28 protein-coding genes are annotated in these 22,873 nt (G+C 58.1%); 5 read left to right on the top strand and 23 right to left on the bottom strand.

The genetic code is table 11. The annotated features are described in order from the left end of the window. Window positions 1-87: 87 nt before the first annotated feature. From KIF87_RS12950 to KIF87_RS12905, 11 genes are all read right to left on the bottom strand, one after another. Complete coding sequence (locus KIF87_RS12950) at window positions 88-555, bottom strand: phage tail protein (protein WP_213328929.1); 468 nt, start codon at window positions 553-555, stop codon at window positions 88-90. Next, window positions 518-763 carry an Rz1-like lysis system protein LysC gene (gene lysC, locus KIF87_RS12945; protein ID WP_229226321.1) on the bottom strand — a complete coding sequence of 82 codons (246 nt, stop codon included), beginning with the start codon at window positions 761-763 and terminating at the stop codon, window positions 518-520. Before lysC ends, KIF87_RS12950 begins: the two co-directional genes overlap by 38 nt. Further along, window positions 651-1,076: an Rz-like lysis system protein LysB gene (gene lysB, locus KIF87_RS23300; protein ID WP_249665892.1), complete on the bottom strand. Its 426-nt coding sequence runs from the start codon at window positions 1,074-1,076 to the stop codon at window positions 651-653. Before lysB ends, lysC begins: the two co-directional genes overlap by 113 nt. Next, on the bottom strand, window positions 1,073-1,582 hold the full coding sequence (locus tag KIF87_RS12940; protein WP_213328928.1) for a lysozyme: 510 nt from the start codon (window positions 1,580-1,582) through the stop codon (window positions 1,073-1,075). Before KIF87_RS12940 ends, lysB begins: the two co-directional genes overlap by 4 nt. Continuing rightward, entirely contained in the window at window positions 1,566-1,787 is a 222-nt protein-coding gene (locus tag KIF87_RS12935; protein WP_029741404.1) for a phage holin family protein, read from the bottom strand. The genes KIF87_RS12940 and KIF87_RS12935 overlap by 17 nt, the downstream gene beginning before the upstream one ends. After that, window positions 1,778-1,981 carry a tail protein X gene (locus KIF87_RS12930; protein ID WP_023309248.1) on the bottom strand — a complete coding sequence of 68 codons (204 nt, stop codon included), beginning with the start codon at window positions 1,979-1,981 and terminating at the stop codon, window positions 1,778-1,780. The genes KIF87_RS12935 and KIF87_RS12930 overlap by 10 nt, the downstream gene beginning before the upstream one ends. A gap of 179 nt (window positions 1,982-2,160) precedes the next feature. Continuing rightward, window positions 2,161-2,601: a DinI-like family protein gene (locus KIF87_RS12925; protein WP_213328927.1), complete on the bottom strand. Its 441-nt coding sequence runs from the start codon at window positions 2,599-2,601 to the stop codon at window positions 2,161-2,163. Window positions 2,602-2,710: 109 nt separating this feature from the next. Continuing rightward, the gene (locus tag KIF87_RS12920) at window positions 2,711-4,900 is read right to left on the bottom strand and encodes a replication endonuclease (RefSeq protein WP_213328926.1); all 2,190 of its coding nucleotides are present in this window, start codon (window positions 4,898-4,900) and stop codon (window positions 2,711-2,713) included. 1 nt (window position 4,901) lies between these two features. After that, window positions 4,902-5,123: a TraR/DksA family transcriptional regulator gene (locus tag KIF87_RS12915; protein WP_193941385.1), complete on the bottom strand. Its 222-nt coding sequence runs from the start codon at window positions 5,121-5,123 to the stop codon at window positions 4,902-4,904. Beyond that, on the bottom strand, window positions 5,123-5,350 hold the full coding sequence (locus tag KIF87_RS12910; protein WP_213328925.1) for a DUF2732 family protein: 228 nt from the start codon (window positions 5,348-5,350) through the stop codon (window positions 5,123-5,125). Before KIF87_RS12910 ends, KIF87_RS12915 begins: the two co-directional genes overlap by 1 nt. A 68-nt stretch (window positions 5,351-5,418) precedes the next feature. Beyond that, entirely contained in the window at window positions 5,419-5,757 is a 339-nt protein-coding gene (locus KIF87_RS12905; protein WP_213328924.1) for a DUF5347 domain-containing protein, read from the bottom strand. Between the two features lie 227 nt (window positions 5,758-5,984). Here KIF87_RS12905 and KIF87_RS12900 point away from each other — a divergent pair, with 227 nt between their 5' ends. Then, the gene (locus KIF87_RS12900) at window positions 5,985-6,560 is read left to right on the top strand and encodes a phage repressor protein CI (protein WP_213328923.1); all 576 of its coding nucleotides are present in this window, start codon (window positions 5,985-5,987) and stop codon (window positions 6,558-6,560) included. Between the two features lie 55 nt (window positions 6,561-6,615). Here the strand turns inward: KIF87_RS12900 and KIF87_RS12895 are convergent, their stop codons facing one another. After that, the gene (locus KIF87_RS12895; protein ID WP_213328922.1) at window positions 6,616-6,963 is read right to left on the bottom strand and encodes a hypothetical protein; all 348 of its coding nucleotides are present in this window, start codon (window positions 6,961-6,963) and stop codon (window positions 6,616-6,618) included. Continuing rightward, the gene (locus tag KIF87_RS12890; protein WP_084492154.1) at window positions 6,960-7,463 is read right to left on the bottom strand and encodes a hypothetical protein; all 504 of its coding nucleotides are present in this window, start codon (window positions 7,461-7,463) and stop codon (window positions 6,960-6,962) included. The genes KIF87_RS12895 and KIF87_RS12890 overlap by 4 nt, the downstream gene beginning before the upstream one ends. Before the next feature lie 432 nt (window positions 7,464-7,895). Between KIF87_RS12890 and KIF87_RS12885 the strand changes: the two genes are divergently transcribed. After that, window positions 7,896-9,065, top strand: coding sequence for a coiled-coil domain-containing protein (locus KIF87_RS12885; RefSeq protein WP_213328921.1), 1,170 nt, complete (start codon window positions 7,896-7,898; stop codon window positions 9,063-9,065). Here KIF87_RS12885 and KIF87_RS12880 read toward each other — a convergent pair whose 3' ends face one another. Continuing rightward, complete coding sequence (locus KIF87_RS12880) at window positions 9,066-9,830, bottom strand: siderophore-interacting protein (protein ID WP_213328920.1); 765 nt, start codon at window positions 9,828-9,830, stop codon at window positions 9,066-9,068. Window positions 9,831-9,977: 147 nt separating this feature from the next. Here KIF87_RS12880 and KIF87_RS12875 point away from each other — a divergent pair, with 147 nt between their 5' ends. Beyond that, window positions 9,978-10,472: a PadR family transcriptional regulator gene (locus KIF87_RS12875; RefSeq protein ID WP_023333504.1), complete on the top strand. Its 495-nt coding sequence runs from the start codon at window positions 9,978-9,980 to the stop codon at window positions 10,470-10,472. Here KIF87_RS12875 and KIF87_RS12870 read toward each other — a convergent pair. Next, window positions 10,469-12,028 carry a methyl-accepting chemotaxis protein gene (locus tag KIF87_RS12870; protein WP_213328919.1) on the bottom strand — a complete coding sequence of 520 codons (1,560 nt, stop codon included), beginning with the start codon at window positions 12,026-12,028 and terminating at the stop codon, window positions 10,469-10,471. The genes KIF87_RS12875 and KIF87_RS12870 overlap by 4 nt on opposite strands. A gap of 336 nt (window positions 12,029-12,364) precedes the next feature. Continuing rightward, window positions 12,365-13,885, bottom strand: a complete 1,521-nt coding sequence (locus tag KIF87_RS12865) for a methyl-accepting chemotaxis protein (RefSeq protein ID WP_213328918.1) — start codon at window positions 13,883-13,885, stop codon at window positions 12,365-12,367. A 435-nt stretch (window positions 13,886-14,320) separates the two neighbouring features. Between KIF87_RS12865 and ygjG the strand changes: the two genes are divergently transcribed. Then, a complete protein-coding gene (gene ygjG, locus KIF87_RS12860) occupies window positions 14,321-15,700 on the top strand; it encodes a putrescine aminotransferase (RefSeq protein WP_032660397.1) in 1,380 nt (459 codons plus the stop codon). A 38-nt stretch (window positions 15,701-15,738) separates the two neighbouring features. Here ygjG and KIF87_RS12855 read toward each other — a convergent pair whose 3' ends face one another. Continuing rightward, the gene (locus KIF87_RS12855) at window positions 15,739-16,341 is read right to left on the bottom strand and encodes a helix-turn-helix domain-containing protein (protein WP_213328917.1); all 603 of its coding nucleotides are present in this window, start codon (window positions 16,339-16,341) and stop codon (window positions 15,739-15,741) included. Window positions 16,342-16,383: 42 nt separating this feature from the next. On the opposite strand from KIF87_RS12855, the gene KIF87_RS12850 reads away from it, so the two are divergent. Next, on the top strand, window positions 16,384-17,073 hold the full coding sequence (locus tag KIF87_RS12850) for a B3/B4 domain-containing protein (RefSeq protein ID WP_213328916.1): 690 nt from the start codon (window positions 16,384-16,386) through the stop codon (window positions 17,071-17,073). 114 nt (window positions 17,074-17,187) lie between these two features. Here KIF87_RS12850 and lsrG read toward each other — a convergent pair whose 3' ends face one another. Genes lsrG through lsrA form a run of 6 tightly spaced genes read right to left on the bottom strand, consistent with a single transcriptional unit; the run spans window position 17,188 to window position 22,873 of the window. Continuing rightward, entirely contained in the window at window positions 17,188-17,481 is a 294-nt protein-coding gene (gene lsrG / locus KIF87_RS12845; RefSeq protein WP_003862606.1) for a (4S)-4-hydroxy-5-phosphonooxypentane-2,3-dione isomerase, read from the bottom strand. Continuing rightward, window positions 17,478-18,365 carry a 3-hydroxy-5-phosphonooxypentane-2,4-dione thiolase gene (gene lsrF / locus KIF87_RS12840; RefSeq protein ID WP_213328915.1) on the bottom strand — a complete coding sequence of 296 codons (888 nt, stop codon included), beginning with the start codon at window positions 18,363-18,365 and terminating at the stop codon, window positions 17,478-17,480. The genes lsrG and lsrF overlap by 4 nt, the downstream gene beginning before the upstream one ends. Before the next feature lie 11 nt (window positions 18,366-18,376). Then, entirely contained in the window at window positions 18,377-19,378 is a 1,002-nt protein-coding gene (gene lsrB / locus KIF87_RS12835) for an autoinducer 2 ABC transporter substrate-binding protein LsrB (RefSeq protein WP_042715406.1), read from the bottom strand. Between the two features lies 1 nt (window position 19,379). Continuing rightward, entirely contained in the window at window positions 19,380-20,357 is a 978-nt protein-coding gene (lsrD, locus tag KIF87_RS12830; protein WP_213328914.1) for an autoinducer 2 ABC transporter permease LsrD, read from the bottom strand. Next, window positions 20,358-21,389 (bottom strand): autoinducer 2 ABC transporter permease LsrC, encoded by a 1,032-nt coding sequence (gene lsrC, locus KIF87_RS12825; protein WP_213328913.1) that lies wholly within the window; start codon window positions 21,387-21,389, stop codon window positions 20,358-20,360. It abuts the gene before it with no gap. Beyond that, complete coding sequence (gene lsrA / locus KIF87_RS12820; protein WP_213328947.1) at window positions 21,386-22,873, bottom strand: autoinducer 2 ABC transporter ATP-binding protein LsrA; 1,488 nt, start codon at window positions 22,871-22,873, stop codon at window positions 21,386-21,388. Before lsrA ends, lsrC begins: the two co-directional genes overlap by 4 nt.

Genomic DNA, 22,873 nt, shown 5'->3' with positions numbered 1-22,873 from the left:
ACGGCAGCAACGAGACGGGGTTTTATGCGGGATGATACAACAAGCGGTCCAGACGGCAGGCGAATGGCGGCCTTCAGCGCGGGGAACTTAGTCCTCCCACTGGCTGACCAGCTCGCCGTTGATGTACAGCGCCTTCGGCCGCGTGACGGGCTCCGGCAGCGGCGGCTCGGGGGAATACGTCGCGTGCAGAGCGCCCTGATCCTGGGAAACAAGAATACGCTCGGTTAATTGCACGCTGATGGTGATATCCATCGTATCGTCATCGTTTAAGACGATCGCGAAGGTGTAACCGTTTTTGCGTCCTTCATCGAGGGTAAAAATATCCGGCTGGTTTTCCCGAAGCCAGGCCAGTACCGGGACGAAAAAACCGTCGCTGTCGCCGGTGAGGCCGCTGACCTTCGCGTTCAGCGCATACCGCTTTTCAAAGGAGAGCGAGGAGGCCAGCCGGGCGTCAATATTGCCGCTTCCGACCGACATCTGCAGGCGATCAGGGTTGGCATTGAGTTGGGGGATCGCGTCAATTAATGCCTGACGCAGGCTCTTGAGTTTGTGCATCGAGTTTATCCTGACAGTCTTTGATGGTTTCAACCTGCAGCGCGCAGGCGATAAGGGCGTATTCCAGCCTGCGAATATCCGCGCTGAGATCGCCGTTAGTGGCGGGTTCGCTTCCCGGCATCGGGCAGCGGCTCACCTTCGGGCAGGCGTTGTAAACAATGGGCTGCGGAGGCGCAGGCGGTGCGGGTGTGCAACCTGCGGACAGCATCAGGCAGCTGAGCGGTATACCAGCGGCGTAACGCTTCATTTTCATTGAGTAATCTCCCGATAGTCGCTTCCCGTCTTGCCCTCTCCTGGCCCGCGGTAACAAGCTCCTCACGGAGCCTGACCTGGGCGTTTTCATTTGCTCTGGCCATCCGCTGCGACAGGGACAGCTGCTGGTTAAGCGTGGCGAGGGCCGTTTTTTGCTCGCTGGCGACCCGGTTGGCCGTGGCTAAGGAACGGGACAGGTGCAGGTTGTCATGACGAAGCCACAGCGTGATGGCCAACAGCCCGGCCAGCGCCAGCATGAGGGTTCTCATCGCAGCCCCTTCATGCACCAGGCCTTCTCGCGGACGCGACGATTTTCCAGCCCGGCATTTTTGACGCCGTTGACGTACACCCAGCGGGTAAGCTGCCCGCATGCCTGTGACCACTGTTTACGTTTGATAAAGGACACCAGGGTCGAACGGCAGGCGGCGCCTGCGCCGACATTAAACGTAAAACTCACCAGCGCGTCGTAGACCCGGGGTGGCATCTCTACCGACGCACACGCCGCCAGACGCCGCTCAACGTTGAGCACATCAGCGACCAGGTTTACCGCAGCCTCACGCTCGGTAATGTCCCGCGTCGGCACAACGTTTGCCGTGTGCCCAATGCCTGACGTCCATACGCCGGCGCTACACCGGTAGGGCGACAGGCGACATCCTTCGAGATCGGCAATCAACGCCAGCCCCTCCGGGGACGTTTTCAGTAATCGAAAGTCAGGCATCAGCACCGCCAGGGCCAGCACGCCGGCGACGCTGCAACGCTTAATGATTGAGTTCACGAATGCTCTTCTTATCGAGGCCCAGAGACTGGAGATAGCGCCAGGTTTTGCGCTTAAACCAGTAATTCGTCAGCGCGGTAAAAATGGCGCAAAGACTCCCCACGTACAGCGCGACTTTTTCAGGAGACATCGCCCCGAACCAGGCCAGCGCCACGGCCAGCCAGTAGGCGATAAACGTGGTGATTTTCTCCAGGCTCAGTCCCATAGGTTTACGGATTCTTTTGTGGGGGCGCTATTCACCTCCGGCATCTCTACCGGCGTGCCGTGAGGCAAGATAACGCCTAACTCCGCGAGGCCAGGATTGGCCTTCAGAACGGCTTCAACGACGCCAGCCGTGCGCCCATAAAAGCGGGCGCAAACGGCATCAAGCGTGTCCCCCTGCATTGCATAGATTTTCATCAGACGCTCCCAACATCCGGTTTCCAGGTACCCTAGAGTTTCCCGGGCCAGAAGGCTTTTCGCTATCGCTGACGGATGGACAATCGCGGGCACAACAGATCGTCCGCGAGCAGCGAAGCGTGGTTCAACGGAAGCGCAAAATAGGAATGAGGGTGTTGGTACGGGTGACGCCGCCGGGGCTAGCGCCAGCTCTCGTCTTCCCAGACTTCCCGGAGAATAGCGTCCAGCATTTCGCGATCGGCCTCTTTTTCAAGCCCCTGGAGCTCGACCCCCGTCACCGATCCTATTTTCACGTTCACCCGCGATGACGGAAACAGGGATCGTATTCTGCGGGTCAGTTCGCACTGAAAGGCTTCAACGACGGCATGGCCAATCTGCTGATCTTTATCGAGAGTAACGTTCACCCGAACGTTGCCCTCTTTTTTGATTCGTTCCGGAACAGGCGATGCTGAGAAAACAACGGTAAATGCGTTGTTCTTGATTAAATTTCCCCGCGCAATCTCAGCAATCAAATTCAGGGCAATCTCACGATCTCTTTCCTGACACGTTCCTTCTGTCGTCAGTCGCGCAATCAGCTCGACTCGCTCAATCATGACCTGCTCGTTCAACTCTCTGTCCACACAACCTCCACCACGAGATACTGTATAAACATACAGTAGCACGTATTCATAAAAAGAGTGAAGCGAAAAATCAGAACCCTTCACGGTATGTACATGATATGGATGGAGATTAGCGGGCTCTCTGAGCGAAGAGATCCGTTAAATACCCAATACGTTCAAGGATTTTCCGCGCCTTTTGCTGGTAAGAGCACGGTGCCGGAAATAGCGATCCGTCGGCTGCGCCTCTGCACCATTTATCGTTAAAGCGGCTGATGCCTCCCGCCATTAGATGCAGGGCCTCTCCCCGAGTGATGGCTATCCCGGTGGCGAGCCGTATCTCATCGATCACCTTCTCCGGAACCCCGTTCTGCGGGTCGCTCGCGAAGACGATGGGCGACGACGCGCCAGGGCGGATGAATTTGATGCGTTCGGTTAACGCCCGTCTCGCTCGTCGGCTGAGGGGTTGAGAAAGATCGGCCTGCGTACAGTTATTGACAGAACTCCGAGAGGATACAGGCGCGTCCTTAAGATCAGCGGCCCGCTTCGGCACAATTTTCCACTGCGTGAGTCGGGTTATAATCGGGCTGCCCGCGCCAACGGCAGGATCGTACACGCCGCGGATGCGGACCGTTTCCTCGCCGTACTGGTTAAACCCGGCGTGCGGCTCATACAGGGTGCGCACCTGTAAATCATCGCGACGTACAAACGGCCCGCCCTGCGCAGTGACGTAACCCGCCCAGTCCCCGGCGTCGGCAGCCTCATGGACGGCGGCAAACTCAACGCTCAGACCGCGCGCGGCTTCGGGATCCGCCAGACGCCGCAGCTCGCGGTAGACCGTTACCGGCGCGCCGCCGATAAACTGAAACTGGCGAATGTGCCAGCGCCCTGCCCATGCCGACACGGCGGACGCCGTCTCCTTCAGCAATCCGCCGCTTTCGCTATCGGTCTCGCCATCGAGCGCATAGCCGTCGATATTCTTTGAGATGTATTTGGCAATATAGCCGGTAGCGCTGCCTTTCTGCGGATCGATCGCGTCCGCGTGAAAGCGCGCCTGTCTGGCGCTTTCGCTCTGCAGTTCAGCGCTCTCCTCCTGCCGCGCGTAGTCCCCGATAATCTGGCGAACGCATTCGACATCTTCCGGCAGCATAAACATCAGCATGTGCCAGTGGGGCGTACCGTCGTGATGGGGTTCCGCAACGCGGATACCGAAAATACGGAGCCCGTCACGGTGGAGCTTTGCGCGGATACGCGCCCACAGCCGGGTAAAGTAGCCTTGCGTATCCGCCGGGCTGGCCCCGTTCCACTTCGCGTTGGGGTAACCTGATTTCAGCGTCGCGTGATACTGCGCGGGCGCGGTTAAGGTATAGAACTCGCCCACATAGCCCAGCGCCTCGCAGATATTTTCAAACCCGCGGATGCGGGTCATCAGTTCACAGCGGCGTATCGCCGGGTTAGCCACCGAGGTATCGTATTTTTCAATCAGGCTGATGCGGTTGCCCTCTTCATCTTCCAGCTCCATACCCTTGAGAAATTCGCGGGTGCGGCGCTTCTGCTCGCGCCACTCGGTCACGCAGCGTTTGCTCGCATACGCCGTTCTCCGTTTGCTGACGTTGCCGAGGGCGATCTGCAAATGCTCGCGCCAGGCAGCCGCGACCCGACGCAGACGCCCGCGCCACCACGCCTCGGAAAACATGCGGATCACCGCCGCAGCAACGTCATCTTTGTCGAAAAACGTCTTCGACACCCGCTCCCAGTGCGGAGGCGACACGTTGAACTGCCGGGCGATCAGCCCGGCGCGCTGATACCAGACGTACAGCGTCTGGTATTCCCCCATCTCAGCATCCTTAATATTCGCCAGCTCGCCGCGAATAAAGCTGGCGATATCTGCGGCCAGCAGGTCGATATCCGCGCGGGACATATCCGAAAGGCGGTTATAGCGGGCAACCAGTTCGACCATCCGCGAGGCGAGGTATTGCAGAAGCTGAGTGTCGAAATGGCCGTCAAACACGGCCCTGGAGACCTCGTCGTGCAGGCCTGTGCAGCCATAGCGTTCAGAGACCCGCCGCAGGCGGGGTAACATCCTTTTGCAGAAGCGGATCAAAAAGGCGTTGGCCTGCGGGCTGCCCCGATGCTGTTCGAGGGCATCAACCGTGCGCCAGACCTCGAAGCGTACGCAGTCGGGCTGCTGTGCGAGAGCCCTTCTTGCCTGCTGCAGCGCCGCGAAAAGGCTATCGCGGCGCTGCTGTTGGGCATGGGTGAGATAAGGGCTGGCAATGGCCGACCGCGGGGCATTCCACGGATAAGCAAATGACGTAGCCAACTTATCCTCCCCGGACGTGTTTATTTTTCATCTCCGCGATCTCCTGGCAGGTTACGCACAGGGCCACGCCGGGCACCGCCATTCGGCGCGCCTCCGGTATCGGGGCCTCGCAGTCCTCGCAGAGGAAACGCGAAGGCGATGCGGGCCGTCTGCGGGCGCGATTAATGTACCGCTCTCTGTCCTCCTGCTCGCGCGCCTGCGCAAGATCGATAAAATCGGCCATCAGTGCAGCTCCTGAGATTCACGCTCGTAGCGGGCCGCCTCGTGGCACAGCAGCTCGGCAACGTCTTCTCCGCTCATGCCGGTTTTGTAGATATGGCTTGCCAGCGCCTCCAGGCGCAGGGAGACCGCGAGGGCTCGCGCGCATCGTTCCTCCATTTTTGCCTCCATCAGCAGGCGTTTAAGTTCTTCACTTCCGATCGGATAAGGGCGGTTTTCACTGTTTCGCATCACGCGTTCTCCTTAATTTCAGGCAATAGGGTGCCCGGCGGGTTTACGCCATCAGGTTTTTGGTTGGGTTATATCGGCATGGTCAGCCGTTCAGGAAATAAACTCACAACAGCACGAAAATGGTTCATGGCGTTAATCAGCGCCCGTTTCTCTTCGATCGTCAGCTCGCTGATATCGCACTCATGACGGGCGACGGGCAATCTCGCCAGGAAAAAAAGGGCGGCCAGCGCCCTGCTGTTCTCCTCAAAACAGGGATCGCGCCTATCGCGCAGCTCGGCCATAAACCGCGCCAGCTCTTTCCCGCTATCGCTCCCGTATCGGGCGCGCAGCTCAGCGACGTGGTTAAGCCCGTTAAGACGCGCTCCCACGCTAAGTGGAACCCTTGCACGGGCAGCTTCTATCGCCATATCTCCCCTCGCATAAATTCACGCACGCTAATGCGCGGAAAACGGGCACAGCACGGCTTTTTCCACCGTTTGAGGATTGCGATTTCAGAAGCCATGCTGCATGATTCCCATTTTGATAAGGTCTGCAATCATTAGCCTCTGTTTGCCAACGTCTGCCGCTGATTGCCCGAATTTGTAATGATACTAATACCCAATTGAGCATTAGTAAACACCCAAAGGAATATATTTTGATTTTAGATTCTCAAGTGAATAATGAAGAGTTACTCGATAGAATCTGTCAGGTATATGGTTTCACGCAGAAAATCCAGCTGGCCCGGCACTTCAATATCGCCGCCAGCTCGCTTCAGAACCGCTACGCGCGCGGTACCATCTCTTACGACTTTGCGGTTCAGTGCGCGCTGGACACCGGCGCGAGCCTTCGCTGGCTGATGACCGGGCAAGGTGCGCAGTTTGAAGGTCACCCCGCGCCGGGCGATCCGGTTTCGATTTCCATGTTCACACTCGGTGATGGAAGACTGGAAGAAAATACCATTTTGAGTATCGACTCTGCTTTCTTTAGCAAACCGCTGGCGCGCGGCATCGCCGTCCGGGCGGAGGGGAAGCTGCACTTTATTGAAAAAGACGCATCGTTAACCGACGGCCTGTGGCTGGTTGAGATTGAAGGCACCGCCAGCATCCGCGACCTAACGCTGCTGCCGGGTAAAAAACTCCACGTGGCGGGCGGCAAGGTTCCGTTTGAATGTGGTATCGACGAGATAAAAACTGTGGGTCGCGTGGTGGGGATTTACAGCGAGGTGAGCTGAGGCGGCCAGATTCAAGGCTGACGACGCTCGCCAGCCTTTTGATTGATTTTAAACCTTATTTTTCGATGTAGTTGTATGAAGTCAGAATTCCTTTATCAGAAAAATCAACGGACAGCTGCTGCTTGCGGTCCAGATTAAGTGGAATGATGAGATAGATACGACGGTCGAGGATCTGCGACGTATATTCCCAGTGGCGCGTATTATTGTAGTCAGCCGTATTGGCAGGCACGCCAAAAGCAATCAGTACATCTTTGCGGGTCGTGACCTCTGGGATCAGCTTATGCTTTATCTCTTTTTCAGAATACTGCGCCAGGCTTGTTGCCTTAGTTCCATCGTAGTTTGATGCACAAGAGGTGCTCAGTAGACAGACTAACGCCACACCTAAGACATTCATGGTTCTCACTGTACAAAATCCTTTTCAATATAAATACCATTGACGGTATCCAGCGCGACTTCTTTCATATAAAGCACGCAATATCCCGTTTTATCGCTATAGCTAATATGGCCTTCGTAAATCTTTTTCTTTTCTGGCGTGAAGGTGAGCGATACATTACATCCCTGGTATAAAGCATGCTGAACAGTCGTTTTTTCGTCTGGCACAATCAGCGTTTCAAAATAGTCTTTATCATATTTCTTACCCGTCACTTTAGGGAGACCAATATCTTTTGTCGACCCAAGGAAAGGGTTCAGATAGCGATTGTGCTTGAGTACCCATCCACCAGTTTCTTTACCTGCCTTATCATACTGATAGATGCCATAACTCATCGGCGGGCCAATGAGGCGAATCTTAGCCACATCCTCGCTATTCGGAGGAGGAGTGTACATTTTCGGCTCAGGAAAGAAAGTGCTACAACCAGAAAGACTCACTATTGCTGGAATAATTATATATTTTAAAAATCGCATACCGTTACCTTTATATATACCATTGCTTATTTCCCGGGAGACAATGCCGGGCCATTAACATCCCGGAATGTTATTAACAAATCACTCATAGATATAAAGGTCAACTAAAAAAAATAAATTTAGGTTTAGTGTAATAAAAATGAGCGTGACGTTGGATTTTGAGGAATTCACGAATACGATTTGTACAATGAAATGTCCATTGCTATATGATGCTCCTCAGGCACGGAAAGCGCTGCGAACCCCATGGCAAAGCGTGGAAACATTGGCAGAACGGGAACGGGGAACGCAAACCATCCTGTCTCTTTACTCACAAACCCTAAAAACTAAAGAAATCCCCCATCGCGCCGATCATCATCCGTGTGTATTATTTCCTGTAGCTTTTACAACAACTAACCTTAACTCAAATACTTAAGCGCCAAAGCGAAAGGCATCATGAGCACACCGATCAAACGGCTAGAAATCATTAAAAATGCCATTGAACTGGAAGATGACGACATCATCCAGAGCCAGCTGACACGCCTGAAAAATGAAGCGTTTGACGATGAGCTACAGGCAATCGTCGTGGCGCTTGAGGAGAAGAACTACACCTCTGCGATGGCGGCAATTACCGCCTGGCTGCAGGGTCAGCGCGCCGTGACCCAATGGCGCGATCCGCAGGTGGCCGCCAGCAAGCTGGAGCTAAAGGCGCTGGAAGAGCGTCTGCGCGATCTGATTGACCGCCGCAACGCCCGGGTGCAGCAGCTCGATGAGTTCAACGATCTCTATTTCTCCCGCCTGGGCCCGCTGATGCAGCAGATCCTCGCCCTGCGTAAAACCCTGGCAGAGCTCAACCTGCGTCGCCAGCAGGCGGAAGCGCGTCGTCGCGAGGAAGACTACCGTCGCTGCCAGCGCTATATGGCGCAGGCGGTAGAGGTGCTGGCGACGCTCACCCAGCGCTGGCGCGATCTCCCGGCCGACTCCGTCCAGGCCGCTGAGACGCGTAAGCATCTGGAGCAGCAAAGCAATCTGATTGCCAACCTGCTGGCCGAAGCGCTGGAGCTGGAAAGCGGCTTAACGCGCGAAGAGGAGCCTGCGCGTCAGGCGCGCGACGACGCTAACGAAGAGTATGAGAAGTATCGCGAGCAGCACCACGATGCCGAAGTGCGGCTGCGCAAGGGCAAGGATCTTTCGGAAGAGGATCGGAACGAGCTCAAGCGTCTCTGGCGTCAGGCGAGCAAGCTCTGCCACCCGGATCTGGTGGCGGACGACCTGAAAGAAGAAGCCAACGCGATGATGGTGCAGCTCAACCAGGCGAAGCAGCGTGGTGACGTTAAAACCATTCGCTCACTGGTGGCCCGCCTGCAGCAGGGCTTTGAGCCATTGATGGCAAGCGACAGGCTGAACGATCTGGAACGCATCCGCAAGAAAATGGCGCAGGTCCGCGAGCAGATCGACATCTTAGTGAACGAGCTGGCGGAACTGGAGAAAGAGGAATCCTGGCTGCTGGTCTCATCGCTCAACAATATGGAAGCGTACTTCGCTCAGCAGGAGAAAGCGCTGCACGAGGTCCGCGCCTCGCTCGAACATCAGGTGAACGAAGCGCAGCTGGATTCCGCCGCCTGATTATTTGGCGTGCCAGTATGCGCTGGCACGCACCAGCTGCTGGTCAATTGCATCGGTTTCAAACTGACGGCTCAGCGTCTTCACCACCTTTCCTTCCCCGGTCAGCCAGATAAAATAGTCTTCCCCCGGAACGGTCAGCGCCGCCAGATGGTCCGCTACCGCCTGCTCGCTATGGCCCATCACCCAGGTGATATCGAACCCGTTCAGGTGTGCCAGATACTCTTTATAAGATTCGTCCCCGACCGTCACTACCGCATGAACCTGCGGGCGAACCGGCAGTTTAGCAATGCTTTCTAAGCGTCGGCGCAGCGCGGGCATGCCGGACTCGTCGCACACGTACAGCTGCCAGGCGTAATCCTCCGACACCACCAGCGAACCGCGCGGGCCGCCGATGGTCAGCCTGTCCCCCGCTTTCGCCTCGACCGCCCAGCGGCTGGCAATGCCGCCGTCGTGAATGAAGAAATCGAGCACCAGCTCATGATTTGCCTCGTCGTAAAGCGGCGTATAGTCTCGCGCCTGAGGACGCACGCCGTCGCCCCAGTCGATGCCTTCATCGGTGACCACCGGCGGTACAAACACCGCCCCAGGAGCCGGGAAAAAGACTTTGGTATGGTCGTCGAAACCCCGGGAGCTAAAGCCCTCAAGCGCCTCGCCGCCTAAAACAATACGCTGAAAACACGCGCTGGCGCGCTCAACGCGAAGCACCGTCAGCTCGCGAAAACGCAGGTCATTACGAACACGCTGTGGGTAACGGGTAGATGCCATTTGTAGCCCCTTCTCTGGTGAATACGATATATCTAAATCAATTTTCAAATGATAATGATTACTAGTTAGTAAAAATGCAAGATCTTTTAGATTGCATCTGAATATATCTTAGATATAGTTTAGATATATCAAATTTAAGGATCTGTTATGCGACACGAACACGACAGCGGCGGGCGCCGACCGCGCTTTTTCGGCCACGGCGATCTGCGGCTGGTGATTCTGGATATCCTGACCCGCAGCGCGAGCCACGGCTACGAGCTGATCAAAGAGATCGAGAATCTGACTCAGGGGAATTACACCCCGAGCCCAGGGGTGATCTATCCAACCCTGGATTATCTTCAGGATCAGACCTTTATCACCATCACGGAAGAAGAGAGCGGTCGTAAGAAGATTGCGATTACCGCTGAAGGACAACGCTGGCTGGACGAAAACCGGGAACAGCTGGAACAGATCCAGGTGCGTATCAAAGCGCGTTCCGTCGGTTTTCAGCTGCGCAAAAACCCGCAGATGAAGCGGGCTCTGGATAACTTCAAAGCAGTGTTAGACCTGAAGGTGAATCAGGGAGAGCTCAGCGACGCGCAGCTCAAGCAGATTATCGGCGTCATTGACCGCGCGGCGCTCGAGATCTCCCAGCTGGATTAAGCCGGAGCGCGCTCGCTCACGCGGAAGACGCGCACCAGCTCTTTCAGGTGCATCGCCTGTTCGTTAAGCGATGCCGCCGCAGCCACAGACTCCTCCACCAGCGCGGAGTTCTGCTGGGTGGTGGCGTCAATCAGGCCAATCGCGCTGTTAATCTGCGAGATACCTTCCGTCTGCTCGTGGCTGGCCTGGCGAATTTCCCGCAGGATCACGTCCATCTCTTCCACGTTGCCGACCATCCCGTTGATCAGCCCACTCGCTTTTTCGACCAGGTTCATCCCGTCCTGAGTCTGGCTGGTGGAGCTCTCAATCAGCTCGCGGATTTCGCTGGCAGACGACGCGCTCTTCTGGGCAAGCTGGCGCACCTCGCCGGCCACCACCGCGAAGCCGCGGCCGTGCTCGCCGGCGCGCGCCGCTTCCACCGCCGCGTTCAGCGCCAGAATGTTGGTCTGGAACGCAATGGCGTCGATCAGGTCGATAATGTCGGACATCCGGTTCGATGTTTCGTTAATCAGGCGCATTTTGCTGGTCACCTGCTTCATCATCTCACCGTTGTTTTTGACCACCGTGGCGGCATCCGCCGAGAGGTTGGTTGCTTCCCCGGTATGCGAGGCGGTATTTTTCACCGTCGCGGTGATCTGCTCCATCGAGGCGGCGGTCTGTTCGACAGAACTTGCCTGCTCTTCCGTGCGCGCGGCCAGATCCTGGTTCCCGGCGACAATCTGCGCGGCTGCGCTGGAGATATTCTCCGAGCCGGTTTGCACCTGCTGCACAATGTCCAGCAGTCGCGTCTTCATCTCCATCAGCGCATGCAGCAGCAGACCCGTTTCGTCTTTGCCGTGAGGCGTGATGCTGCCCGTCAGGTCGCCCTCTGAAATGGCTTTCGCAAAATGCACCGCCTCGCCGAGCGGACGAGTGATAGCCCGCACGATAAACCAGCCGATCAGGCTGCCTGCCCCGACGCTAAAGAGCGTGAGCAGGATCAGCAGCAGGCGGTTAGACCTGAAATCCCCTTCCACCTGCGCGCCTGCACTCTGCATCTCGCTGTTTTGAATGGTAATCAGCTCCTTCACCTTCGCTTTATAAGCCTGCTGCACGGCGAGGGTGGTGGTCATCATCTCCTGAATAGCGCCCGCACGATTGTTGTTCTGCACCGCCTGCAAAATGCGGTAGCGCGAGTCCAGATACTGCTGGCGCACGCTGCGGATATCCGCCAGTACCTGCTGAGACTTTTGATCCTGCAGCGCGTTGTTCAGCTCGCCCAGGATCACCGTGATGTGCTCGCTGATCTCTTTCAGGCGCTGCTGAGATTGCCCCGTGTAGGTGCCCTGCTCGTCCAGCAGCATCAGCTGTTGAGTGCTAATAAATTCCTGGAAGTTATCGATTAACTGGTTCGCTTTTACGGTGGTCGGATAATCACTGGTAATAATGGATTGCATCCCGTTATTAGCCCGGTTCAGGCTCAGCAGAGACAGGCTCGCGCTGATCGCCATCAGGACAATAAAGAACCCAAACGCCAGAAATAATTTCGTGCCGATCTTTACGTCATGTAAGAACATATTTTCTCCATCGATGTGATTATTTCTCAGACGATCGCTGTTATCGGTAACGATTTTGCTAACTTTATGAGTTTGATCGTTTTTTTATTTAATAACCGTCACAATGGATAGGTACAGGCTATTAATATTGCTCCATCGATCGTTACCAGACCACCGGAAGGGTATTTTTCAAAATAGCGTTCTGAATAATTGACTTAGGCAGGGATAAATAGCTGACGCACTTTCTTTAGTTATTTAATATTAACTTAACAAGAAAATACATTAATAGTCACAACCAGAAAATAAAATGCCGCTTATTCCTTACGGAATAAACGGCTTTTCCGGAACATTATTGAATCAATGGAGCACGGTTACCGCATCCTTAAGGCGTCCGGCGCGGTGCTTCACCATCGCGGAAATGTGGGCGCTCTCCTCGACCAGGTCGGCGTTTTTCTGCGTGATGCTGTCGAGTTCGGCGACCGCGCGGGTCAACTCTGACAGTCCGGTTGCCTGCTCGGAGGTCGAGTGGCTGATCTGGGCGATAAGCTGCGTCACGTTTTTCACCTGCTCGACAATATCATCCATCGTACGGCCTGCGGCGTGCACCTGCTCAGAGCCGGACTGCACCTTGCTGGCGCTGGCATCAATCAGTTTACGAATATCATTCGCGGCACTGGCGCTGCGGCTGGCAAGATGGCGGACTTCGCCCGCGACCACGGCAAAACCCTTGCCCTGCTCCCCTGCCCTTGCCGCTTCAACCGCCGCGTTCAGCGCCAGAATATTGGTCTGGAAAGCGATATCGTTAATCAGGGAGGTAATCGAGCCAATTCGCTGCGTGCTGTCGGCAATGTCATCCATGGTTTTGACCACGGTCTGCATCGCGTTGCCCCCTTTCGTGGCCGCGCTGCTCGCGGCCACGGAGAGTTTGTCCACCTCGGCGGCGGTTTCAGAGTTACTCTGAACGGAAGCGGCCATCTGGTTCATTGTTGCAACGGTCTGCTGCACGTTCGCCACGGTCTGACGCGTCCGATCGTTGAGATCTTCGTTCCCCTGCGCCAGCCTGTCGCTGCCGTCACGGACGCTCACCACCTGGCTCGACACGTCATTGATTAACCAGCGGCACATCAGGCCCAGTTGCCCGACCGCGCGCAGCGTCAGCCCCAGCTCGTCGCTGCGGTTCAGATGCTGCACGCTGTTGCGCTCACCGGTTGCGACCTTCAGCGCCTGTCGGGCCACATTCTCTACCGGGCGGACAATCTGCTGCTCAAACAGCAGCGTCCCCAGCAGCATCACTAGCGCGGCTGCGGCGAGCGGCATCCACCCGGCGGAGGTCGCGACCAGCGTGGCGGCGAGAACGGCAAAAAGCACCGCCATCACGCTGCGCACGCGCCAGCGCAGCGGCATAGCCGGCAGTTTGCCCAGCCAGCCTTTTCCAACCACCAGCCCCTTGTGCACACGTTTCTTACAGCTCCCGTCGTTCAGCGCCCGGTAGAGCGGCTCCACGGTGGCAATCTCTTCCGCTGTGGCTTTGGTGCGAATGGACATATAGCCCGTCACCTGCCCGCGGCGCACCATCGGCACCGCATTCGCACGCACCCAGTAGTGGTCGCCGTTTTTGCGCCGGTTTTTGACAATCCCGCTCCACGGCTCGCCCTGCTGCAGCGTGTACCACATATCGGCAAACGCGGCTTTTGGCATGTCGGGGTGGCGTACCAGATTGTGCGGCTGGCCCGTCAGCTCATCAAGCTGGTAGCCGCTCACCTGCACAAAGGTGTCGTTGGCGTGTGTGATATAGCTGTGGACGTCTGTGGTAGACATTAAGGTGGTGTCATCGTCCAGAGGATATTCATTCTGGGTGACATAGGTTGGAGAGGACATCGTGGGCATCCCTTGCAGGTTATTTGAATGTTAATTTTGTGGGTCAATGTTTTTTCGGCGGTAAACAATTTATCTTTAGTTGTTAAACTTGATGAAGATCGCAGATTTCACTTAAACCATACTTTTTGTACGATTTTATAATTCATTGATTTCAAATACTTTCGTAAAGAAATTACCTATAAAGCATGACCAGTTAATGCCCACTTAAGTTGCAGCGAATGCACTTCTTTAGTGCAGCTGCGCTTTTCCGCCCTCATTTATCCTCTCTTTCCTGTACCGCTAAATCCCGTTTCGGTTGCTCCGGCATGATTAAATATTGTGCAACATAATTTTAACCTGGCGTTTATCCCGATTTTCGTTAAGTCATCTGAAGTGGCGTAATCCCTGCAATACTTAATCCAGTATCATGTGATACGCGATCCCCGGGAGCACATTTTGAACAGGTTACCTTCCAGCGCCTCGGCTCTTGCCTGTACCGCGCACGCACTGAATCTCATTGAAAAGCGAACGCTCGATCATGAGGAGATGAAACAACTTAACCGAGAGGTCATCGATTACTTTAAAGAGCACGTCAATCCAGGGTTTCTGGAATATCGCAAATCTGTTACCGCCGGCGGGGATTACGGAGCCGTAGAGTGGCAAGCGGGAAGTCTTAACACGCTTGTCGACACCCAGGGACAGGAGTTTATAGATTGCCTGGGAGGTTTTGGAATTTTCAACGTGGGGCACCGTAATCCAGTTGTGGTTTCCGCCGTACAGAATCAACTTGCGAAACAACCTCTCCATAGCCAGGAACTGCTCGACCCGCTTCGCGCCATGCTCGCGAAAACGCTGGCGGCCTTAACGCCCGGCAAGCTGAAATACAGCTTCTTTAGCAACAGCGGCACGGAATCGGTCGAAGCGGCGATTAAACTCGCCAAAGCGTACCAGTCGCCGCGCGGGAAATTCACCTTTATCGCCACCAGCGGCGCGTTCCACGGTAAATCCCTGGGCGCACTGTCTGCTACCGCCAAATCCACCTTCCGTAAACCGTTTATGCCGCTGCTGCCGGGCTTCCGCCACGTGCCGTTTGGCGACATCAACGCCATGCGCACCGTGCTGAGCGAATGCCGTAAAACCGGCGATGACGTGGCGGCGGTGATCCTGGAGCCGATTCAGGGCGAAGGCGGCGTGATCCTCCCTCCGCAGGGCTATCTGCCCGCCGTGCGTCAGCTGTGCGATGAGTTTGGCGCCCTGCTGATCCTCGACGAAGTCCAGACAGGGATGGGGCGCACCGGCAAGATGTTTGCCTGCGAGCACGAAAACGTTCAGCCGGACATTCTGTGCCTGGCGAAGGCGCTCGGCGGCGGCGTGATGCCGATTGGCGCGACGGTGGCTACCGAGGAGGTCTTCTCGGTGCTGTTCGACAATCCGTTCCTGCATACCACCACCTTTGGCGGTAACCCGCTGGCCTGTGCGGCCGCGCTGGCGACCATCAACGTGCTGCTGGAGCAAAACCTTCCCGCCCAGGCGGAGCAGAAAGGCGACATGCTGCTGGACGGCTTCCGTCAGCTAGGCCGGGAGTATCCGGACCTGGTGCAGGACGCGCGTGGGAAAGGAATGCTGATGGCGATTGAGTTTGTCGATAACGAAACCGGCTATAGCTTCGCGAGCGAGATGTTCCGCCAGCGGGTGCTGGTGGCCGGAACGCTCAACAACTCGAAAACCATCCGCATAGAACCGCCGCTGACGCTGACGATTGAGCAGTGTGAGCAGGTGCTGAAAGCGGCGCGTAAAGCGCTGGCAGCGCTGCGGGTGAGCGTGGAAGAGGCGTAATCAACGCCGGGTGGCGCTACGCCTACCCGGCCTACTTTTTATCGGTGAAACTCCGCCACCGTCATGGTGAAGCGAAGCACGGTATCGCCTTCATTGGCGTAGCCGTGCGCCGCTTCCGTTTTCGCCACCGCCGATGCGCCAGCGTTAACCTGGGTCACCGTCTCGTCCACCGTCAGCGTTAAAACGCCTTCGTTCACGTGCAGAAGCTCACAGGTTCCCGCCGGGTGCCCCGGAGAGGTAAAGCGCTCCCCCGGCTGCATCTCCCACTGCCATAACTCAATCATGTCCGGTCCCGCGGTACCCGCCAGCAGTCTGGCGCGTCCACCCTGTGCACCCTGCCACAGCACCGGGATCGCCGCTTCTTCGATAACATGCACCAGCGGCTCGCTGGAGACGTTGACGATATCCGCCACGGAGATGCCAAGCGCGGCGGCCAGCTTGCACAAAATGGCGATGCTGGGGTTGGCTGCGCCCTTTTCGATCTCCACCAGCATCCCTTTGCTGACGCTGGCGCGGCGGGACAGCTCGTCCAGCGACAGCTTTTTCTCTTTACGCCAGTTGCGGATGCGGTTCGCCACGGCCAGGCTTACCTGGGCAACATCGGCACCCGAATCAGTCATTATATTGACTTTATCAGTCATTGGTCACTACCATGGTATAAAACAGTCAATACAGGATTATTTATGTCTCTCGTTACGCCGTCAATAGATTCGCGTCTTGCCGGGATTGCCCCGGGCTTTCGGGCGCTGAGCATTCTGGTTGAAGCTGCGCCGATTACCCACCCGGAGGTTGCGGCAGCCGCGCTGGCGCAGGCCTGCCAGCAGATGTTGAATGATGATGTGCCGTGGGCTGATGCACACCTTTCTGGCTGGGATGAGGTGTTTAAAGCCTTCGGTGCGAAACCGAAACGCACGCCCTGTTCCGCCGCAGCCCTGCGCAAGCGGGTGCTGAAAGACGGTTCGCTGCCGTCGCTGGATCCGGTCGTGGATATCTATAACGCGGTGAGCATTCGCTATGCCATTCCGGTAGGAGGGGAAAATCTTGCGGCGTACTCGAGCGCTCCGCGTCTGACGCTGGCCGACGGCAGCGAGCCGTTTGATACCTTTAAAGAGGGCCAGCCGGTGGTGGAATACCCGGATGCTGGCGAGGTTATCTGGCGCGACGACCTCGGCGTCACCTGCCGCCGCTGGAACTGGCGACAGGGGGTGCGTACCCGTCTGGACAGACAGGCGCAATCTATGTGGTTTATTCTTGAAAGCCAGCCGTCGATGCCGCTTGCGGCACTGGAAGAGGCAGGAGAAGAGCTGGTCAACAACCTGCAGCGGCTGATGCCGGGGGCAACGGCTCGGGTACAGCTGCTGGAGCTGGCCTGAACAACGCCGGGTGGCGCTAGCGCTTACCCGGCCTACAAAACTTACCCGGCCTACAAAATCAACACAACCTCGTACCCGTAGGCCCGGTAAGCGCAGCGCCACCGGGCAAATCCGCTACTCCGGCAACAGCCCCACAAAACTGCGTTTCTTACGCGGCTCCGACATCAACTCCTCAAGCTTATCCACGCACGCCAGATAGTGCGGGGTTTGCTTATGCGCCAGCACCGCCTCCTCGTCTTTATAGGCCTCGTAGATAAAGAACCGGGTTTTCACCCTCGGGTCCTGCAATACGTCAAAGCGCAGGTTTCCCGGCTCCTTGATTGCCCCCTCGTGGTTGGCGCGAAACACCTCCAGAAACTCGTCCACCCGCTCGGGCTTGATGTTGATTTCAACCAGCGTCACGTTCATTGTGCTTCTCCCTGTTTCTCTTCCTGCCAGAACTGGAACGCATCGCGGGCGTTCCAGTTCTCGTGAACCACTTTCTTCACCGCCTTCAGCATGGCGAGCGGCGCGCTGGACTGGAAGATGTTGCGCCCCATGTCCACGCCGGACGCGCCCTGATCGATAGCGCGCCAGCACATCTCCAGCGCCTCGTGCTCCGGCAGCTTTTTGCCCCCGGCGATGACAATCGGCACCGGACAGCTGGCGGTCACTTTTTCAAAGCCCTCGTCCACGTAGTAGGTTTTGACGAACTGCGCCCCCATTTCGGCGGCGATGCGGCTGGCGAGCGAGAAATAGCGCGCGTCACGCGCCATCTCTTTCCCCACGCCCGTCACCGCCAGCGTCGGCATCCCGTAGCGCGCGCCCGCATCGACAAGCTTGATGATGTTGTTGATCGACTGATGCTCAAACTCGCTGCCGATGTACACCTGTGCCGCCACGGCGCAGACGTTCAGGCGCAGCGCGTCCTCCATCGCCACCGCCACGCACTCGTTCGACAGCTCGCCCAGAATCGAATTACCGCCGGAGGCGCGCAGCACCACCGGTTTGTTCGTCGCGGCTGGCACCTGGCTCCTGAGGATGCCGCGGGTGCACATCAGCACGTCGGTTTCACCAAACAGCGGCGCGATGGAGAGATCGATACGCTCAAGGCCGGTGGTCGGTCCCTGAAAGTAGCCGTGGTCAAAGGCCAGCATCACCGTGCGGTTGCTCTGCGGGTTGAAGATGCGCGAAAGCCTGGACTGCATGCCCCAGTCCAGCGAGCCGCAGCCCTTCAGGGTGTAAGGCACGTTCTGCTGCGGCGTGCCGATGCCAAAATCCTTGCCGTCTTTGATGTCGTCTAAATCAGCCATTTGCTCCCCCGTCAGAAATCGTATTTGCTGATGTTCTCTTTGGTGAACACCACGCGCTCCGGCAGCAGCACGATGCCGTTGCCCTTCGCCTCATACTGGTAGCCCTGCACGCTGTTCGGCTCGACCTTCAGCGCGCCGATATCTTTTACGTCCACGCTGTCGCCGACGTTAAGATCGCCTTTTTTCAGCAGGCGATCGGCGACATTGACCGCAATTTTGCCCTGTTGTACGACATCCCACAGGCCGAAGGCTTTCACCGTGCCGCGCTCAACGTACGGACGCATCACGTTCGGCGTGCTGAAGCCGACAATCGCCACCCCTTCGCGCTTCAGGTTTTCCGCCGCCTGCGCCGCCGCAGGCAGCGCGTTGGCGTCCGGGGCGATGATTGCATCCAGATCCGGATACGCTTTTAAGATCCCTTCGGCGGTTTGCAGGGATTTGGTGGCGTCGTTATAGCCAAACTGGGTCGTCACGACCTGCCACTGCGGATGATCTTTCTCGATTTTGGCCTTCGCCTCTTTCACCCACTGGTTCTGGTCGGTAACGGTGGGGCTTGAGTAGAAGAACGCCACTTTAGCGTTCGGTTTGGTGACCTGCTTGCCCGCCATCTCCACCAGCAGGCCGCCAAGCTGCTCCGGCGTCCCCTGGTTGATATAGATGCTGCGGCACTCCGGCTTAGTGTCGGAATCCCAGGTCAGGACCTTGACGCCGCGCTGCATCGCGCGCTTTAGTGCCGGGCAGAGGCCGTCCGGCGACACGGCGGAGACGATGATGGCGTTATAGCCCTGGTTAACGAAGTTATTGATCAGCTGCACCTGGCCGGAGACGCTCGGCTCGGTCGGGCCGTCGTAGGTCACGTCCACGCCGAGGTCTTTTCCCGCCTCTTTCGCGCCGTTGCCGCCGCTGGTGAAGAAGCCCACGCCCACCAGCTTCGGAATAAAGGCAATGCGGTCCGCCGCCTGCGCCGAGGCGAAGCTGAGGGCCATTGCCAGGACGAACAGTTTTGTTTTCATCTTACGCTCCGGATAGTTTTCTAAAGAGAGAACGCACCCACTCGCGGTGCAGACTCAGCGAACGTCCCATCACCACTACAACCAGCAGCGCCCCTGACAGCGCGCTCGACACCTGGTTAGGGATGCCGACCATCTGTAAACCCTGCTGCAGGTAGCCCACCAGCAGCGCCGCCAGCGCCGTACCGACAACCGAACCTGACCCGCCGTAGATATTGGCCCCGCCGAGCACGGCGGCGGTGAGCGCGGGCATCAGCAAATCGCGCCCCAGATCCGAACGCGCGGAGCCGAAATAGGAGACCATCACCAGCGCGGCAATGGCGGAGGCCACGCCCACCAGCCCGTACAGCGCGTAGGGCATGCCGTTCACCGACAGCGCCGCATAGCGCGCCGCGCGAGGATTCTGGCCGATCAAAAACAGATGACGGCCAAAGCGCCCGCGGTGGGTAATAAGCCAGAAGAAGACGGTAATCACCGCGAACAGCACCAGCGGGATCGGCAGACCCAGCACCGTGAGGTTAGCGAACGCCGTGAAGCTGTCCGGGAAGCCGCCGATGCCCTCGTAGCCCGTCGCTCCCGCCATCCCGGAGAGCAGCAGCGCGCCGCCGCCGTAGAGGTAGAGCGTGCCAAGGGTGATCACCAGCGGGCTGATGCCGGTGTAGTGAATAAGCGCGGCATTAAATAATCCGCACAGCAGGCCGAGCAGCAGCGTCAATGGAACGGCGACCGCCATCGGCCACCCGGCCTGCATCATCCCCCCCAGCGCGATGGCGCACAGGCCGATGGTCGAGCCGAGGGAGATGTCGATCCCGCCGCTGATAATTACCAGCGTGAGCGGCAGCGCCACAATGCCGATGCAGATGAAGTCGCTGGTGCTGAACAGCAGCATGTTGACGTCGAGCATGCGCGGGTTGATGGCGCCAAAGAGCAGGATCTCCAGCACCAGTAAAATCAGCAGCGCGCTTTCCCAGTTAAGCCTCATTTACGCCACCTCTTTTTTGCGTTTGGGAAACGGGGTGACGTGCTTTCCCCCTTTGTTACCCGGCTGGAAGCGACCGTACTTCAGCGCCCTCTGATGGCGCGCCAGCGCCTGGCGCAGGCGCCCGTCGAGCACCAGCACGCCCAGCAGCACCAGCCCGGCGATAAAGTCGTTCCACCACGCCGGGAGCCTGAACAGCACCAGCACGGTGTCGATTTGTGTCAGGAAGAAGGCGCCGAGCAGCGCGCCAACCAGCGTGCCCGTGCCGCCCAGCAGCGAAATACCGCCGAGCACGCAGGCGGCGATGGCCTTCATCTCCAGCCCGCTGCCGGTCTGGTTGGGCACAAAGCCAATCTGCGCGGCAAAGACGATCCCGGCGCAGGCCGCCAGCATGCCGTTCAGGGTAAAGGCAATCATGCGGGTGCGGTTCACCGCCACGCCCAGCTGGCGCGCGGCGGCGAGGTTATCCCCCACGGCGTAAAAATCACGCCCGAACGCGGTGCGCGACAGCGTCCACGCACCTGTGGCCGCGACGATCAACACCAGCATGCCGAGCGGCGAAATGCCGACGGCGGCAGGCTCAGAAAGGGATTTCAGCCCCGGCGGCAGCCCCTCAATCCACTTTCCGCCCGTCCAGAGCAGCATCGCCCCGCGGTACAGCCCCAGCGTGCCGAGGGTGGCGACAATCGCCGGGATGCGCAGCCCCACCACCAGAAGCCCGTTGAACGCCCCGGCCAGCGCGCCAGTCGACAGCGCGAAGAGAATGGAAACGAGCAGGCTGTAGCCGCTGTTAAGCGCCACGCCGACGGCGATGGCGGACAGCCCGACAATGGAGCCGACGGACACGTCGATATTGCGGGTCAGCATTACCAGAGCCGCGCCGATGGCCAGCAGGATCAGGATCTGCGAGCTGGCGAAGATCATCCCCAGCGTCTGTAAACTCAGGTAGGACGGATTCAGCGCCACCAGCACGGCGAACAGCGCCAAAATCGCGAGAAACGCGCTCAGCTCGCGGTTTTTCAGTAAGGTCTTCATGATTGCCCTCCGAACGCCAGCGCCATCATCCTGTCGAGGCTGACGGCGTGGCGCGGTAGCTCGCCGCTGAGCACGCCCTGATGCATCACCAGCACCCGGTCCGCAAGGCCGGGAAACTCGTCGAGATCGCTTGAGATCATCAGCACCGCCACGTTCTGCGCCGCCACGCTTTTTATCAGTTGGTAGATATCCGCACGCGCCGAGACGTCCACGCCGCGCGTCGGTTCATCGACGATCAGCAGTAAAGGGTTGGCCTCGAGACAGCGCGCGAGCAGCACCTTCTGCTGGTTGCCGCCGGAGAGCGTGCGCACGGTTTGATCCGCATGGTTGAGCTTGATCCCCAGCGCCCGGTGATAGCGCTCTACCACCGCAGACTCCCGCTTGCGCTGCTGCCAAATCGACGGCTCGTTCAGCGCCACGGTGTTCCAGCGGATCGGCGCGTCGAGGAACAGGCCGGACACCTGCCTGTCTTCCGGCAGGTAGACCAGCCCTTTTTCCAGGCGTGAACTTACCGGCTCGCCGGTAATATCCTGATTCTCCAGCCAGACGCGGCCCCCGCGTACCGGCCGCAGGCCGTAAAGCGTTTCTGCAAGCTCGGTGCGCCCGGATCCCACCAGCCCGGCCAGGCCGACGATCTCCCCGGCGTAGATCTCAAGGCTAAGATCGATAAACCCTTCTCCGGTGAGATCGTCCACCCGCAGCACCGGGAAATCCTGCGCCTGAGTGCGGCGGTTGCCCGGCAGCGCCAGCCACAGCTTTTGCGTATCGCTGAGGGATTTCTCCCGGCTTACCGGCGTCATGGCGGCGATCAGGGCGCTGTCGTCAAACTGCGCGGTTTCGCCGCTCAGCACCACCGCGCCGTCGCGCATCACCGAGACGTGGCTCGAAAGCATGCGGATTTCCGGCAATTTGTGCGAGATAAACACAATCCCGACGCCGAGCGCCTGCAGGGCGCGGATCTGGCGGAACAGCCGCTCGGTTTCGCCCGGCGTGAGGGAGGCCGTAGGTTCGTCGAGGATCAGGATCCTGGCATTGCGCATCAGCCCGCGCAGGATCTCCACCATCTGCTGATCCGCCACTTCCAGGGTGCTGGCAGCGGCGTCGAGATTAAGCTGGCACTGCAGCTGCTGGAGTTTCTCCGCCAGCCGCTTTTCCAGATCGCGCTCGCGCGGCAGGCGGAACAGGATGTTTTCCCGCACCGTCAGGTTGGGGAACAGCAGCGGCTCCTGCGGCACCAGGTAAATGCCTAACCTGTGCGCCTGCACGGGCGTGAGCCGCGCATATGACTGCCCCTCGACAGAAAGTTCACCGCTGTCCGGCGTTTCGACCCCGGCGATGATCTTCATCAGCGTCGATTTTCCCGCGCCGTTTCCGCCCATCAGGGCGTGCACCTGGCCCGCAAGCAGCGTGAAATCAATGCCTTTTAGAACCGGCACGCCTGAGAACTGCTTGCTGATATTCCGCGCGTCGAGAAGTGGTGTCAT

This window comes from Enterobacter sp. 120016, assembly GCF_018383635.1.
GTDB classification, from domain to species: domain Bacteria; phylum Pseudomonadota; class Gammaproteobacteria; order Enterobacterales; family Enterobacteriaceae; genus Enterobacter; species Enterobacter asburiae_D.
This window is presented reverse-complemented; position numbering and strand designations above follow the sequence as displayed.